13 protein-coding genes are annotated in these 15,029 nt (G+C 61.6%); 6 read left to right on the top strand and 7 right to left on the bottom strand.

Annotation, left to right across the window (positions count from 1 at the left end; translation table 11 throughout):
* The first annotated feature begins 71 nt into the window (after positions 1-71).
* The 5 genes from Q0887_RS04050 to Q0887_RS04030 all read left to right on the top strand — a co-directional run bounded on the left by Q0887_RS04050 (position 72) and on the right by Q0887_RS04030 (position 4,230).
* Positions 72-410, top strand: coding sequence for a PilZ domain-containing protein (locus tag Q0887_RS04050; RefSeq protein ID WP_299192540.1), 339 nt, complete (start codon positions 72-74; stop codon positions 408-410).
* 73 nt (positions 411-483) lie between these two features.
* Positions 484-1,794, top strand: coding sequence for an MFS transporter (locus Q0887_RS04045; protein ID WP_299195230.1), 1,311 nt, complete (start codon positions 484-486; stop codon positions 1,792-1,794).
* The gene (gene cysK / locus Q0887_RS04040; RefSeq protein ID WP_299192538.1) at positions 1,791-2,708 is read left to right on the top strand and encodes a cysteine synthase A; all 918 of its coding nucleotides are present in this window, start codon (positions 1,791-1,793) and stop codon (positions 2,706-2,708) included. The genes Q0887_RS04045 and cysK overlap by 4 nt, the downstream gene beginning before the upstream one ends.
* A 96-nt stretch (positions 2,709-2,804) precedes the next feature.
* Positions 2,805-3,254, top strand: a complete 450-nt coding sequence (locus Q0887_RS04035) for a PAS domain-containing protein (protein ID WP_299192536.1) — start codon at positions 2,805-2,807, stop codon at positions 3,252-3,254.
* 199 nt (positions 3,255-3,453) lie between these two features.
* Positions 3,454-4,230 (top strand): aspartyl/asparaginyl beta-hydroxylase domain-containing protein, encoded by a 777-nt coding sequence (locus Q0887_RS04030; protein WP_299192534.1) that lies wholly within the window; start codon positions 3,454-3,456, stop codon positions 4,228-4,230.
* 87 nt (positions 4,231-4,317) lie between these two features.
* Here the strand turns inward: Q0887_RS04030 and Q0887_RS04025 are convergent, their stop codons facing one another.
* From Q0887_RS04025 to Q0887_RS04010, 4 genes are all read right to left on the bottom strand, one after another.
* A complete protein-coding gene (locus Q0887_RS04025) occupies positions 4,318-6,123 on the bottom strand; it encodes an acyl-CoA dehydrogenase C-terminal domain-containing protein (protein ID WP_299192533.1) in 1,806 nt (601 codons plus the stop codon).
* A 59-nt stretch (positions 6,124-6,182) separates the two neighbouring features.
* Entirely contained in the window at positions 6,183-6,638 is a 456-nt protein-coding gene (locus Q0887_RS04020; RefSeq protein ID WP_299195228.1) for a MerR family DNA-binding transcriptional regulator, read from the bottom strand.
* A 32-nt stretch (positions 6,639-6,670) separates the two neighbouring features.
* A complete protein-coding gene (gene hisI, locus Q0887_RS04015; RefSeq protein WP_299192531.1) occupies positions 6,671-7,072 on the bottom strand; it encodes a phosphoribosyl-AMP cyclohydrolase in 402 nt (133 codons plus the stop codon).
* Between the two features lie 340 nt (positions 7,073-7,412).
* The gene (locus Q0887_RS04010) at positions 7,413-8,243 is read right to left on the bottom strand and encodes a ComF family protein (RefSeq protein ID WP_299192530.1); all 831 of its coding nucleotides are present in this window, start codon (positions 8,241-8,243) and stop codon (positions 7,413-7,415) included.
* 56 nt (positions 8,244-8,299) lie between these two features.
* Between Q0887_RS04010 and Q0887_RS04005 the strand changes: the two genes are divergently transcribed.
* A complete protein-coding gene (locus Q0887_RS04005; protein WP_299192529.1) occupies positions 8,300-9,055 on the top strand; it encodes a methyltransferase domain-containing protein in 756 nt (251 codons plus the stop codon).
* A gap of 12 nt (positions 9,056-9,067) precedes the next feature.
* Here Q0887_RS04005 and ppdK read toward each other — a convergent pair whose 3' ends face one another.
* The 3 genes from ppdK to Q0887_RS03990 form a co-directional block, all read right to left on the bottom strand.
* Complete coding sequence (gene ppdK / locus Q0887_RS04000; RefSeq protein WP_299192527.1) at positions 9,068-11,734, bottom strand: pyruvate, phosphate dikinase; 2,667 nt, start codon at positions 11,732-11,734, stop codon at positions 9,068-9,070.
* Positions 11,735-11,855: 121 nt separating this feature from the next.
* The gene (gene glyS, locus Q0887_RS03995; RefSeq protein ID WP_299192525.1) at positions 11,856-13,988 is read right to left on the bottom strand and encodes a glycine--tRNA ligase subunit beta; all 2,133 of its coding nucleotides are present in this window, start codon (positions 13,986-13,988) and stop codon (positions 11,856-11,858) included.
* Positions 13,988-14,857, bottom strand: coding sequence for a glycine--tRNA ligase subunit alpha (locus Q0887_RS03990; protein WP_299195225.1), 870 nt, complete (start codon positions 14,855-14,857; stop codon positions 13,988-13,990). The genes glyS and Q0887_RS03990 overlap by 1 nt, the downstream gene beginning before the upstream one ends.
* Positions 14,858-15,029 lie beyond the last annotated feature (172 nt).

The raw sequence follows: 15,029 nt of genomic DNA, 5'->3' as shown, positions 1-15,029 counted from the left end.
CAGCCTTTATCGCCCATTAGGGGTGATGTCCGAAAGGTTCGGGCAGGTCAGATATTGGAGGGCGTAAAGCTGTGACAGCCGGAGCTAACCTGAGCGTAACAGATTTGCGGCGCGCTGCGCGCCACCCTGTCGACTTTCCCGTGATCGTCGAACATTTCGCGCAGGGCGACTTGAATTTGCATGTCTGCAATATCTCCGCCCACGGCTTTATGGTCGATGATGCGGGTAAACTCAGCCGCGGCGACCGTGTTATAATCCGCTTGCCGATTGTTGGCCGGATCGAAGCCTATGTCATCTGGACCCGCGACGAACGCGCCGGATTCCAGTTTGAACGCATTATCCGCCTCGACGATTTCGTCGCAATTATCGACACGCTCCAACCCAATCCGCGCCTGCGCCGCGGGCGCTGACTTCTCGCTGACCTAAACAACAGCTTCGCTGACAATTAGGAGCGCTCGCTTGGCAGCACGCCTTGCGGATGCCATGGGCATTGGTGTGAGCGCTACCGAACCCACCCACCCGATCCATATCCACAATTTCCGCGCCTATTGGATCGCGCGGCTGACGATGACGCTCGCGCAATATGCGATGCTGCTGGTGATCCAGTGGCAGGCCTATAACCTCGCGCGCGACAGCGGGATGAATGTCGCCGAAGGGTCCGGCACACTGGCGATTATCGGCCTGCTGCAATTCCTGCCGCTGTTTGTGCTTACGCCGTTTTCAGGACTGGCGGCCGACCGGTTTGACCGGCGAATGATCGGCATTCTGATGATCCTGTTGCAGCTTGGCTGTGCAGCGGCGCTTGCATGGTTCAGCTGGAATGAGGCGGTGACGCTACCGATACTGTTCGCCATCGCCATTGTGCTGGGAATCGCGCGCGGCTTTGTCGGGCCGGCCATGTCGGCGCTCTCCCCCAACCTCGTGCCGAAGCTATTGCTGCCCACAGCAATCGCGCTTTCCTCGATCTCGTGGCAGGTCGGGATGATGGCTGGGCCCGCTATCGGCGCGATGCTCTATGCGGTGGAGCCTGCCCTGTCCTATGCAGTGGCAGCCGCGCTTTTCGTCGTTGCGGCCTTTGCGCTGGCGCTGGTCGGCAAGGTGCCCCAGCCCGCGATGCGTAAGGACCAGCGGCCGATCGGCGCAATCGTCGACGGGCTGCGCTATGTCGTCCAGAACAAGATGGTGCTGAGCGCGATCACGCTTGATCTGTTTGCAGTGTTCCTTGCCGGAGCCAACGCTCTGATCCCGGTCTTTGCCCGCGACATCCTGCACACCGACGAATTCGGCCTCGCGCTGCTGGTATCCGCCACTCCTGCGGGCGCGCTGATTACTGCGATATTCTTCTCCTTTAGCCCCTTGCGCACGCAAGTCGGTCCAAAGATGCTGTGGGCGGTCGCGGTCTTTGGCCTCGCCACCATCGTCTTTGGCCTGTCGAGCAATCTGTGGCTCAGCCTCGCTATGCTGTTTGTGATCGGCGCGGCTGACATGTTTAGCGTCTATGTCCGCCAGTCGCTGGTCCAGCTCTACACGCCGGACGACAAGCGCGGGCGCGTTTCCTCGGTCAGCCTGATGACGATCAGCGCCTCGAACGAAGGCGGCGATGCCTTTTCGGGCACCCTCGCCTTCCTCATCGGGCCTGTGGCCGCGATTGTTGCAGGCGGCGTAGGCGCGATTGTAACCGTCGGCCTGTGGAGTCGAATATTCCCTGTATTGCGGACAACGAAGACCTTCGATCCGCCCGATCATCTGCTAGAACAACTGCAAAGCGCGAATCCAGACGGAGCCAAGACATGAAAGCTGCAAGCATCCTCGAGACTATCGGCAACACCCCGCATATCCGCCTTTCGCGGCTGTTTCCCGATCACGAAGTGTGGCTGAAGTCGGAGCGTTCCAACCCCGGCGGATCAATCAAGGACCGTATCGCCCTCGCCATGGTGGAAGATGCAGAGAAATCCGGTGCACTCAAACCCGGCGGCACGATTGTCGAGCCGACCAGCGGTAACACCGGCATCGGCCTTGCGATGGTCGCTGCCGTCAAAGGCTACACTCTGGTTCTGGTCATGCCCGAATCCATGTCGGTAGAGCGCCGCCGCCTGATGCTCGCCTATGGTGCGACATTCGACCTCACGCCCAAGGAAAAGGGCATGAAGGGCGCCATCGAACGCGCGACCGAGATTGTCGAGACGACCGAAGGCGCATGGATGCCAAGCCAGTTCGACAATGGATCGAACCCCGCAGTCCATTCGCGCACGACGGCCCGCGAGATCCTTGCCGACTTCGCTGACAGCCCTCTTGATGTGCTGATAACGGGCGTGGGCACAGGCGGACACCTCACCGGATGCGCGGAAGAGATCAAAAAGCATTGGTCAGGCTTCAAGGCCTATGCGGTCGAGCCTGAACTGTCCCCTGTCATCAATGGCGGTCAACCCGGTCCGCACCCCATTCAGGGGATCGGCGCGGGCTTCATCCCGGCAAACCTACACACCAATGCGATTGACGGCGCGATCAAGGTCGACGCCGAGGCTGCCAAAGACATGGCCCGCCGCGCAGCCTGCGAAGAAGGGATGCTGATCGGCATTTCATCCGGCGCAACTCTGGCTGCGATTGCAAAGAAGCTGCCTGAGCTAGATGCCGGTTCGCGGGTGCTCGGCTTCAACTATGACACCGGCGAGCGTTACCTGTCAGTGCCGGACTTCCTGCCGGAGTAGCGCGCCGCACCCCGTAAGACACCTTATCTTGCGATCCACCGCTCATGCGCCAAAGTTGTTTACGGCCAATATCTGGCAAGCGAGATGGATCAAGCAATGAGCCGATCACAAGCGAATTTGGCCGAAACCGTTTCTTCCGAGACGGGCGCCCTTCGGCACTCGACCTTGATCGGTGTCGAACACGACGCGCTGCTGCTCGGGCTGCTCGAACAGTCGGGAGATTGCATCAAGATGCTGGGTCTCGATGGAACGCTGGAATATATGAATTGCGGCGGGCTGGCTGCGATGGAAATTGACGCGTTTTCGATGGTTGGTGGAAAGATCTGGTGGGAACTTTGGCCGGAAGACACGCGCAAATTGGTTCGCAAGAAATTCGAAACCGCTGCTGCGGGAAGTGAAGCCGAATTTATCGCTCTCTGCCCAACTGCCAAGGGCAATCTGCGCAGGTGGTCCGTCAAGCTCAAGCCGATGATTGCAGTTGATTCGCGTGTGGCGGGTGTATTGTGCACGTCGCGCGACATCTCTCAAAAGCAGGACCTGACCTAGATCTTGCGCGAACCTATCGGCGGCAATTGTCCGCTACGCGACTAACCGCCCTCTCGCAATTCGTCGTATTCTTCCAAGCCTGCATCGATTGATGCGCGCATAGTCCTGCGCGGCACCTAAAGTGTCGGCAGAACAAAAACTGACGCACAAGAACCAGATAAGTCCGGGTCGAAACGAGACTTTGAAGGAGGCATCGAGGATGTCGAAATCGACCGCATTCGGGCTGCTCGCCAAGGATAAGAGCCGCCCGCTCCATTATCGGTTTCTCAAACGGCAGAGGCACCGCGCGAACCGCTGGATGGCGGCCAGTTCGAAGATTCCCAATGATCCCGTGCTGGACCCGCAGCAATTTGGCTGGACGCAGCCGCTTGTGCAAAGCTGGCAGGCGATCCGCGACGAGGCTTTGGCGGTGTACCAACATTTGAGCGCCATCCCGCCCTTGCGCGAAATTTCTCCCGATCACCGCGGGATCATGAGCGACAATTCCTGGCGCAGCTTTTTCCTGATCGGCTATGGCAACAGGGTCGAGGCCAACATCGCCCGTGCGCCGCGCACCGCAAGGTTGGTAGAGGCGATACCGGGTCTGAACTCGGCCTTTTTCTCGATCCTAGCGCCCGGTTCGGTCATCACTCCCCATCGCGGCGTGTCCAAGGGGTTTGTGACCGCGCATCTCGGCCTCAAAGTGCCTCGGGATCGTGAGGCCTGCTGGATGCGGGTCGATGACAAGCGGCTGCATTGGCAGGAGGGCAAGTGGCTGATCTTCGACGACACTTACGAACACGAAGTGCGCAATGACAGCGATGAATGGCGGATCATTCTGCTGTGTCAGGTTGAGCGCCCCTTGCGCGCACCCGGGTCTTGGATGGCGGCCGCGATGATGGCTTACATTCGCCGCAGCAGCTTTGTGCAGGAGGCCAAAGACAACATCGCCGAATGGGAAACGAGCTTTGCTAAGGCGGAACGCGGGGAGCTTTAACTTCGGCACGCAGCACATCCAGACGTGAAAAGAGGCCCAGTTCCCCCCAGAACCGGGCCTCTCAATCGTGACGAACCGGGTAACTCGTCAGGCTGCGGTGGAGAATGCTTCTTCAGGGAGCGCCATCATATTGTCGCTTCCCGCTTCCAGCTTGCGCCGCAGAGCCCCTGCATCGGGCAAGAACCGCTCTGCGTAATAGGACGCAGACGTCATTTTTGCCTCGTAGAACGCTTTATCCTCTGGCGAGCCCTTCAGCGCCTCACCCGCGACCTTAGCCATTTTCAGCCAGAAGAAGCCAAGCGTGACGATGCCCATGATGTGCATGTAGTGATGCGCGCCTGCGCCCAGATGGTTGGGATTGGCCATCGCATTCTGCATGAACCACATGGTCGCCGCCTTCTGCTCGCCGAGTGCCTTTTCGAGCTTCTCGGCCAGCGGTGCGAGAGCTTCGTCACCCTTGGCCGCAGCGATCTCGTCGTCGATCATCTTGAAGAAGGCCTGAACTGCGCGGCCGCCCTTGCTCGCAAGCTTGCGCCCGCAAAGGTCCATGGCCTGCACGCCATTGGTGCCTTCGTAGATCATCGCGATCCGGCTATCGCGCACAAACTGGCTCATGCCCCATTCTTCAATATAGCCGTGGCCGCCATAGATCTGCTGCATGTTGTTGGCGACGTCATAGCCCTTGTCGGTGCCGTAGCCTTTGATCACCGGTGTCATCAGACCGATCAGATCGTCGGCGAGCTGGCGCTCTTCCTCGGTCTGGGCCTTGTGGGTCAGATCAACCTGCAAAGCGCCCCACATGCACAGCGCGCGCATGCCTTCGTTGAAGACCTTGGCGTCCATCAACATGCGGCGGACATCGGGGTGGACGAAGATCGGGTCGGCTTTTTCATCCGGTTGAGCCGGTCCGGTAAGCGCGCGGCCCTGGCGCCGGTCGAGCGCATAAGTAACAGCGTTCTGATAGGCGACCTCTGCCTGCGCATAGCCCTGCATACCAACGCCCAGACGCGCGGCGTTCATCATGATGAACATCGCGGCGAGGCCCTTGTTCTCCTCGCCGATCATGTAACCGGTCGCGCCGTCATAATTGAGCAGGCAGGTCGCGTTGCCGTGGATGCCCATCTTCTCCTCGATTGAGCCGCACGACACGCCGTTGCGCTCACCCGGTTCGCCATTTTCATCAAGGATGAACTTGGGAACGATGAAGAGCGAAATGCCCTTTGAACTATCCGGCGCACCCGGCGTCTTGGCCAGCACAAGGTGGATGATGTTGCTGGTGAGATCGTGCTCGCCAGCGGAGATGAAGATCTTGGTGCCGGTGATCGCATAGCTGCCATCGGCCTGCGGCTCCGCCTTGGTGCGGATCATGCCGAGGTCGGTCCCGCAATGCGGCTCTGTCAGGTTCATCGTGCCCGACCATTCGCCCGCAATCATCTTGGGCAGATAAGTCTGCTTCTGCTCTTCAGAGCCGACCGCCTCGATCGCCGCCGTCGCGCCATTGGTAAGGCCGGGATACATCGCAAAGGCCTGATTCGCGGCGCCGGTGAATTCCTCGACCACAAAGCCGAGAACATGTGGCATGCCCTGCCCGCCATAGGCCTCCGGCTTGGCAATCGTGCCCCAACCGCTCTCGACATAGGCTTCATACGCGCCCTTGAAGCCGTCTGGCGTCGTGACCGAGCCGTCTTCATGGCGGGTACAACCCTGCTCATCACCGATCTGGTTGAGCGGCGCGAGGATTTCGGAGCAGAACTTTCCGGCTTCGTTGATGACCGTGTCGATCATGTCATCGGTCGCGTTCTCAAAGCCGGGCAGATTGCCGTAGCTTGCCAGATCGAGCATCTCGTTGACAACAAAGCGGGTGTCGCGGGTAGGAGCGGTATAAGTAGGCATCAGGCGGTTCCCTTGGGTCCGGATGTGGTGGTTTTATGCGATATTTGGGCGGCTCAGCATCAGCCGAGATCGAGCTGCTGGATCTCTTCGATAAAGCCGGTGAGTTCCTTGATCGAGGAATCGATATCCGCGCGCTGCGCCTTGAGCTTGGCGATGTGCGCCTTGCACTTTTCGACCGTGACGCGACGCTGTTCAACGCGGCCATCGTCGAGGTCATAAAGGTCGATCATCTCGCGGATTTCGGTCAGGCTGAACCCGACATTCTTGGCCCGCATGATCCACGCAAGCCGCGCACGGTCACGCTTGGAATAGACGCGGGTGAGACCGACGCGAGCCGGACTGATCAACCCCTCGTCTTCGTAGAAGCGCAGCGCGCGCGCCGTGCAGCCGAATTCCGAAGTGAGGTCGGAGATCGAGAATTGCTCACGCTCATGCTTGTCGGGACGGTCGAGATGCGCGCCATTGCGGCGCTGCGCATCATTGGTGTTGGTTTTGTGTTCGGGTGCAGTAGCCATGGGTGATGGCATACCTTCCCTTTACGTGAGCGTCAAGTCTTGACCTTTACGAGAGCAACCGCGTCGTCGGCATCTGGCTCCAGCTTGCGGTAGAAGCAGCTCGTCTCTCCTGTATGGCAGGTCGGCCCCGCCGGTTTAGCAAGGATAACCAACGCATCCTGATCGCAATCGACACGGATTTCCTGGACTTCCAGGAAATTGCCCGAAGTCTCCCCCTTCAACCACAGGCTCTGCCGCGAACGTGACCAGAAATGGACCTTCCCTGTCTCGCGGGTCAGCCGCAGAGCCTCTTCATTCATGAAGGCCACGACCAGCACATCGCGCGAAGTCACATCGACGACCACGGCGCTCAGCAGTCCGACCGAATCGAACTTGGGCGCAAAGATCGAACCTTGTTCGCGCTGGGCGGTCGAGAGTGGCGCGCGTTCGGACAAGTCAGGTCTCCAGTTCAGGGGCCTGGCCCGCATCAACACGGCCAGCTGTTCACCCTATGCGACAGTTTGTTGCAGGATAACAACAGATGCGGAGAAAATCGACCAAAGCAAAGGTTTCATCTTTCGAAAGCTGAGCTTGGGTGGAAGAACGCGGTTTCTGGATGTGAGAGCATCCTTCCACCAGAATTAGGCATGCAACAATGCCAGGTTCAGGGGGTGGTTGACCAGAGCTGACAACGGGGTGTGAGCATGGTCGACAAGAACGATGAGGGATAGGATCCTGAAGCCGAAGTTAGGGGGTCGGCTTCTGAGCTCTTAAGAGCGGTTCCAAACCATTTCGTCACGTGGCGCCCGGGGCTGTAATGGCCTCGGGCGTTTCGCTTTTTGGAACGCCGGATTTCCCGCCGCCCAAACCCCGCCCGTCCACAACCCGCGCGAAACACGCGACCTTTACCGAAGCCGCGCCTGCATCGAGCAGAGCGCTGATACAGGCATCGCTGGTCGCGCCGCTGGTTAGGACGTCGTCGACGAGGATGACATTGCGCCCTGCAATTTGGCTCGCGCGCGAAGGCCGCACAATGATTGCTCCTGCAAGCGCAGTCTCGCGCTCCTCACGCCCCAATCCGCCAAGGCTTGGCGTCCGTTTTGCACGCAGAAGGCCATCGACCAGCAACTCGCCCTTCCCAGCCTTCGCGATCTCGCGCGCCAGCAGCGCTGCCTGATTGAAGCCGCGGCTCCAGATGCGCCAGCGGTGGAGCGGGACGGGAATTAGCAGCGCACCCTCACCCTCCGGCGCATCAATCCGCGCTGCCATCAAACGTGCTAGCAAAGGAGCGAGCGCAATCTTGCCGCCGTGTTTGTAGGTCAGGATGAGCTTGCGCGACGCATCGTTATAGAGCGTCGCGGCGATGATCCCCGAATGGCGCGGAGGATCGCCAGCACAGACATAGCAGGTCCCCGACTTCGCCGCCGCAGCGCTTCCCATTGGACGCTGGCATTGCTTGCAGGCAGGTTCTCCCGGAAACTCCAGCTCGCCCCAACATTCCGCACACAGCGCGCCCTGCGCAGCAATTGCTCCTCCGCAAGAGACGCAGCGCGGCGGATAGACCAGGTCGGCGACCGGCCTCAGCCCCTCTTTCAAGCTGGCGATAAGTTGCGACCCCCATCCCATGCCGCTTGGTCTGCACCTCTTGCACTGCGCATGCAAGCGCGGCAGGGCGGATCGCGATGACCCAGACCAAAGTCCCCCGCATCTTTGACCGCAGGCAAGCCGCCGCAAAGTGGTCGCGTGCGCATGATCGTCAGCGGCTCCATGGCGGGGCGACCTATCTGGCGGACACCATGGCGGCTGACATTCTGGAGCGGCTCGACTTCATGCGCTTCGAGGCTGACAGAGTGCTCGTGGTTGGCGATGCGGCGGGCAAGCTGACCAAGCCGCTTGTCGATCGCGGGGCGAGCGGCAATATCGGACGCCTCGGACAGTTTGACGAGGAGAAGCCGGGCACGCCTGCCAGCTTCGATCTGGTCGTGCACTTGCTCGGCCTTGGCATGGTCAACGATCTGCCCGGCGCGCTGATCCACGCGCGCAATGTGCTGGCCGATGGCGGGTTGTTCTTCGCCGCTTTTCCCGGTGCGGGTTCGATGCCAGTGCTGCGCCAACTCGCGCTGGAGGCGGATGGTGAGCGGCCCGCTGCCCGCATGCATCCGCTGGTCGATAACCGCGCAGGCACTGCACTGCTCGAACGCGCCGGCTTTGCGCGGCAGGTGGTCGACTCCTACCCGATACGAGTGCGCTATCCCTCGCTGGAGCGGATGATCGGCGACCTGCGCGACCACGGCCTGACCAGCTCCCTCACAAGCGCCGCGCCCCCGCTCACCCGCGCCGGGTGGTCGAAGGCCGAGGCGCTGTTTGACAGTCTGCGCGAAGAAGACGGCAAGGTCGTTGAGACCTTCGAGGTGCTCACCCTGACGGGCTGGCGCTAAGCCCCTCCGCGATCAGTCATTCATCGAAGCCTGCGCCGCTGCGAGCCTCGCAATCGGCACGCGGTAAGGCGAAGCGCTGACGTAGTCCAAGCCCACCTTCTCGCAGAACGCAATGCTCGCCGGATCGCCGCCATGCTCGCCGCAGATCCCCAGCTTGATGTCGCCCCGCGTTGCCCTGCCCCGCTCTGCCGCAAGCTCGACTAGCTGACCGACCCCTTCGATATCGAGGCTGACAAACGGATCGCGCGCGAAGATGCCCTTCTCCACGTAAGGCGCGAGGAAGCGCGCGGAATCGTCGCGGCTCACGCCCAGGGTCGTCTGCGTCAGATCGTTGGTGCCAAAGCTGAAGAACGCGCCTTCATGCGCGATCTCGCCCGCCATCAGAGCCGCACGCGGCAGTTCGATCATCGTACCGACTAGGTAGTCGACCCGCGCGCCCTTCTCTTCAAAGACTTGCTCGGCCACCCGCTCGACCAGCTCGCGCAGGATCGCCAGCTCGCGCCGTGTCGCCACCAGCGGGACCATGATCTCGGGCAGCGGCGCCGCGCCTGAGGATGCTTGCACATCGCAAGCCGCTTCGAAGATCGCGCGCGCCTGCATCTCGTAGATTTCAGGGTAGGTGATCCCCAGACGGCAGCCGCGATGGCCCAACATCGGGTTGAATTCGTGCAGCTCGTCCGCGCGCCGCTTGAGGTGGTCCACCCCCAGCCCCGTCGCGTCTGCGAGGTCGGCAAAGTCCTCATCGCGCGTCGGCAGGAACTCGTGCAATGGCGGATCGAGCAGGCGGATCGTGCACGGCAGACCCGTCATCACTTCAAAGATCGCAGTGAAGTCCGCGCGCTGTTCGGGCAGCAGCTGCTCCAGCGCCGCGCGCCGTCCGCGCTCGTCTTCCGCGAGGATCATCTGGCGCACCGCACTGATCCGCGAAGCGTCGAAGAACATGTGCTCGGTCCGGCAAAGGCCGATCCCTTCCGCCCCGAACTGCCGCGCCATCTTGCAGTCGGCGGGCGTCTCGGCATTGGTGCGCACACGCATCCGGCGCAGCTCATCGGCCCACACCATCAGCGTGCCAAAGTCGCCAGCCAGCTCCGGCTCAACCGTCGGCACAATGCCCAGCATCACTTGCCCGTTCGCCCCGTCGAGCGTGATCTCGTCACCCTCTTTAAGCTCCTGAGCGCCGATCCGCAGAGTGCGGCCCTGCCGGTCAATCGACACCGCGCTCGCGCCCGAGACGCAGGGGCGTCCCATGCCGCGTGCGACCACCGCTGCGTGGCTCGTCATCCCGCCGCGTGCGGTCAGGATGCCTTGCGCAGCGTGCATGCCGTGGATGTCCTCTGGCGAGGTTTCGACCCGCACCAGGATCACCTTCTCGCCGCGCCCTGCCCATTGCTCTGCGGTGTCGGCGTCGAGCACGATCTTGCCCGCCGCTGCGCCCGGCGATGCTGGCAGGCCGCTGGTCAGCACATTGCGCGCAGCCTCCGGATCGAGCGTCGGGTGAAGCAGCTGGTCGAGCGCCATCGGGTCCACCCGCAGCACCGCCTCGCGCTTGTCGATCAGCTCCTCGCCAACCATGTCGACCGCCATCTTGAGCGCCGCCTTGGCCGTGCGCTTGCCCGAGCGCGTCTGGAGCATCCACAGCTTGCCGCGCTCTACGGTGAACTCGATGTCCTGCATGTCGCGGTAGTGGTTCTCGAGCAGGTCGAACACGCGCGCCAGCTCACCGTAAGCCTCGGGCATCGCCTCTTCCATCGAGAGCGGCTTGGCCCCAGCATTCTCGCGCGCGGCCTTGGTCAGGTATTGCGGGGTGCGGATACCGGCGACCACGTCCTCGCCCTGCGCGTTGATGAGATACTCGCCGTAATAGGCGCGCTCGCCGGTCGCGGGGTCGCGGGTGAAGGCGACGCCGGTCGCGCTCGTTTCACCCATATTGCCGAACACCATCGCCTGCACATTCACTGCGGTGCCCCAGTCAGCGGGAATGTCGTTGAGGCGGCGATAGACCTTGGCGCGGTCGCTGTCCCAGCTGTCAAACACAGCCGCGATTGCGCCCCATAGCTGCTCGGTCACATCCTGCGGGAACGGCTTGCCCTGCTCACTCTCGACGATGCCTTTGAATTCGGTGACGAGCGCCTTCCAGTCATCTGCCGACAGCTCGGTATCGGCGTAGAAGCCGTTGTCTTCCTTAACGATTTCGAGCGCTTCTTCGAACAGGCCGTGATCGAGGCCGAGCACCACATCGGAGTACATCTGGATGAAGCGGCGGTAGCTGTCCCATGCGAAGCGCTCGTCTCCGCTGGTGCTCGCAAGCCCCTCAACCGTCGCATCGTTGAGGCCGAGATTGAGGACCGTGTCCATCATCCCCGGCATGCTCACCCGCGCGCCCGAGCGGACCGAGACGAGCAGCGGATCGCCGGCATCGCCGAAGCGCTTGCCAACTGCGCTTTCGATGTGGGCAAGCGCCTGCGTGACTTCGCCGCGAAGGGCATCGCTGAACGCTTCACCTTCGCTGAGGTAGCGCACGCATTCCTCGGTCGTGATGGTGAAGCCCGGGGGGACCGGCAGGCCAATACTGGCCATCTCGGCAAGGTTCGCGCCCTTGCCGCCGGTGATCGTCTTGTCCTTCTGGCGCTCATCCGTGTGGGGCGCGTTGCCGCCGAAGGTATAGACTGTGCTTGTCATCAATTCTTCCCTGTCATGGACCGCGCAAATGGGGTTTTTGAAAAACTTTCCCCTTGGCCCATCTGTTTGTAATATTTGAGGATACTTGCAGAATAGACCGCCCGATGCGTCACCTTAGCCCCTAGCCTTCGATCCGGCTGAAATCGGCGACATTGCCGACCGCGCGCGTAAAGCTGGCGAGAAGGTTGAGGCGGGCCTCGCGCTTGGCTGGATCGTCATCATTGACCGTCACATCCTCGAAAAAGGCGTCGATGGGCGCGCGCAAACTCGCAAGCGCCGACATCGCATCTTCAAAGCGCTCTTCCGCCACCGCAGCAGCCGCCTTCGGCGCCGCATCGGCAAGCGCATCAATCAGAGCTTTTTCGGCCGTTTCGGGCGTGTAGGAAAGCGATTTACCATCGAGGTTCTCGGGAGCCTGCCACTCCTCTTTCTTGAGGATATTGGCCGCGCGCTTGTAGCCTGCGAGCAGGTTGGTGCCATCTTCGTTTGCGACGAAGCTCGTGAGCGCCCTAGCCCGCGCCTCGACCCGGTCAATCCGCGTATCGACATTACCCGACCAATCGCGTGACGCAGCGATGAAGTCATGGCGAACACCTTCATCGCGCAGTTGCACGCCAAGACGATCGAGGAGGAACACCGCGAGCTTCTCGGCCAACGCAGCATTGGGCCGGCTATCCCAAGCATGGACGACTTCATCGAGCGAAAGTCGCAAGCCATTGGCCTGAATCAGTCGAATATAGCCAAGCGCTGCGCGGCGCAGTGCGAAGGGATCCTTCGAGCCTGTCGGCAGAATACCGATCTTGAAAAAGCTTAGCAGATTGTCGAGTTTGTCGGCGAGGCTGACCGCAACCGTTGTGGGCGCAGTTGGTACTTCATCCGACTGACCCACAGGTTTGTAGTGATCGCGGATGGCGTCGGACACCTCTACCGGCAACCCTTCCCGTGCGGCGTAATAGCCACCCATCAGTCCCTGCAGTTCGGGAAACTCACCAACCATTTCGGTGACGAGGTCGGCCTTAGAGAGCTCGGCCGCCTGCCGAGTCAACTGGTGATCGCCATTGGGCTCCTTCGCATCGAAGACGAGCCACGCGGCCAGCTTCGCCACTCGATCGACCTTATCCGCGACTGTGCCGAGCTTTTCGTGGAACGTGATCCGCTCCAGCCCCTTGGCATGCTCTGCGAGCGTCTTCTTCTGGTCCAATTCCCAGAAGAAGCGCGCATCGGCCAGTCTTGCGGCGAGCACTTTGCGGTTGCCGTCGACCACCACTGCGGGATCGTGCGAGGCGATATTGGAGGTGCAGACGAAGGCGTTGGCCAATGTGCGAGTCCCTGCGGAGGCAGGGACCTCGGGAGGTTGGCGATTGTCGTTGGAGGCCCCAGCCTGCGCTGGGGGTCGAGTGCACACAAAGTATTTCTGGTTCACCCGTGCGGTCAGCTGGATGACTTCGGGCGGCACGTCGAGGAAGTCCTCGTCAAAGCGCCCGAGCAGCGGCACCGACCATTCGGTCAGGCCCGCATTCTCGACCACCAGCCCTTCGTCTTCGACCAGGCTTAGCCCGGCTGCTTCGGCGGCTTTGCGAGCGCCTTCGCGCACAATGTTCTGCCGTTCTTCGTGGTCGACGATGACATAGGCGTCGCGCAGCTTCGCGGCGTAGTCATCCGCGCCGCTGACCTCTATTTCATCGCGCGAATGGAACCGGTGCCCGAGCGTTGTGCGGCCAGTAGCTAGCCCGTCAGTGACACATGGCACAACCTCGCCATCGAGCAGCGCGATAATGCCGGAGAGCGGGCGCACCCAGCGCGTGCTTTCGCTGCTGATCGACGCCTCGCCCCAGCGCATGCTCTTGGGCCATGCGAAATCGCGGATGATCGCCGGGATCGCTGCGGCGAGCAGGTCGGCAACGGCCTGACCCGGCTTTTCGATCACGGCAATGTATGTAGCGCGGCCCTTGACTTCGCGCTCTTCCAGCTGGTCGCGCGAGACGCCGTTCTTGCGGCAGAACCCGTCCACCGCCTGATCGGGAGCGCCCACCGGAGGACCTTTGGCTTCTTCGCGCACAGCCTCGGTCTCGGTCGGCAATCCGCGCGCGATCAGCGCAAGGCGGCGCGGGGTGGACCAGATTGTCAGCTCGCCCGCTTTGACGCCGGCAGCGTCCATCTCGCGGCGGAACAGCTTTTCCAGTTCGCCGCGCGCACCCTTCTGCATCCGCGCGGGGATTTCTTCGCAGCGCAGTTCGAGGAGGAAATCAGCCATCAGACGAGACTCCATTCCGGATAGTCCCGCGCCCATTTCTCTTCGTTGAGCTTGGCGAATTTCTCGCAAGAGCCGCGCGCCAGATCGCGCACCCGGCCCATATAGCTGGCGCGTTCCTGCACGCTGATGACGCCTCGCGCTTGCAGCAGGTTGAAGACGTGGCTCGCCTCGACCGCCTGTTCGTATGCGGCGATCGGCACGTCATTGGCGAGCGCGTTCTGGCACTCGGCCTCAGCCTTGGTGAACAGGTCGAACAGGGCGTCGGTGTCGGCGACTTCGAAATTCCACTTGGACATCTGCTTTTCGTTTTCGAGGAAGACCTCGCCATACGAAACGCCGCGACCGTTGAAGTTGAGGTCGTACACGCTGTCGACGCCCTGGATATACATGGCCAGCCGCTCGAGCCCGTATGTGAGCTCGCCCGCGACCGGCTTGCAGTCAAAGCCGCCCATTTGCTGGAAATAGGTGAACTGGGTGACTTCCATCCCGTCGCACCAGACCTCCCAGCCCAGCCCCCACGCGCCGAGCGTCGGGCTTTCCCAGTCGTCTTCGACAAAGCGGATATCGTGGCGCAGCGGGTCGATCCCGATGGCTTTGAGGCTGTCGAGATACAGTTCCTGAATGTCGGACGGCGAAGGCTTCAGGATCACCTGATACTGGTAATAATGCTGGAGCCGGTTGGGGTTTTCGCCATAGCGCCCGTCGGTCGGGCGGCGGCATGGCTGGACAAAAGCCGCGTTCCAAGGCTCCGGACCGAGCGCGCGCAGGGTCGTCGCGGTGTGAAACGTCCCCGCCCCCATGCGCATGTCATAGGGTTGCAGGATCACGCATCCATTCGCTGCCCAGAAATCGTGCAACGTCAGGATCATGTCCTGAAACGAACGGGTGGGATCGCGGGTGATTGCCCCCGATTCGGAAAGACCGGTTTTGACCTCTGATTCCATGGCCTGCGCAATGGCTCATGCCCCCTTGAGGGTCAATGCCGCAGCGCAGCATGAGGCATTTTTGCACACGGGATTAGACCGGGAGATCGCGGCTTCT

Source organism: uncultured Erythrobacter sp., from assembly GCF_947492365.1.
Classification (GTDB): domain Bacteria; phylum Pseudomonadota; class Alphaproteobacteria; order Sphingomonadales; family Sphingomonadaceae; genus Erythrobacter.
This window is presented reverse-complemented; position numbering and strand designations above follow the sequence as displayed.

What these genes read in the sequence shown, in the direction of transcription:
- Q0887_RS04020 (WP_299195228.1), bottom strand. Translation starts at nt 6,638, where the DNA reads ATGGCTACTGCACCCGAACACAAAACCAACACCAATGATGCGCAGCGC.
- Q0887_RS03990 (WP_299195225.1), bottom strand. Translation starts at nt 14,857, where the DNA reads ATGATCCTGACGTTGCACGATTTCTGGGCAGCGAATGGATGCGTGATC.
- Q0887_RS04025 (WP_299192533.1), bottom strand. Translation starts at nt 6,123, where the DNA reads ATGCCTACTTATACCGCTCCTACCCGCGACACCCGCTTTGTTGTCAAC.
- Q0887_RS04045 (WP_299195230.1), top strand. Translation starts at nt 484, where the DNA reads ATGGGCATTGGTGTGAGCGCTACCGAACCCACCCACCCGATCCATATC.
- Q0887_RS04030 (WP_299192534.1), top strand. Translation starts at nt 3,454, where the DNA reads ATGTCGAAATCGACCGCATTCGGGCTGCTCGCCAAGGATAAGAGCCGC.
- Q0887_RS04010 (WP_299192530.1), bottom strand. Translation starts at nt 8,243, where the DNA reads ATGGGATGGGGGTCGCAACTTATCGCCAGCTTGAAAGAGGGGCTGAGG.
- ppdK (WP_299192527.1), bottom strand. Translation starts at nt 11,734, where the DNA reads ATGACAAGCACAGTCTATACCTTCGGCGGCAACGCGCCCCACACGGAT.
- Q0887_RS04035 (WP_299192536.1), top strand. Translation starts at nt 2,805, where the DNA reads ATGAGCCGATCACAAGCGAATTTGGCCGAAACCGTTTCTTCCGAGACG.
- cysK (WP_299192538.1), top strand. Translation starts at nt 1,791, where the DNA reads ATGAAAGCTGCAAGCATCCTCGAGACTATCGGCAACACCCCGCATATC.
- glyS (WP_299192525.1), bottom strand. Translation starts at nt 13,988, where the DNA reads ATGGCTGATTTCCTCCTCGAACTGCGCTGCGAAGAAATCCCCGCGCGG.
- Q0887_RS04005 (WP_299192529.1), top strand. Translation starts at nt 8,300, where the DNA reads ATGACCCAGACCAAAGTCCCCCGCATCTTTGACCGCAGGCAAGCCGCC.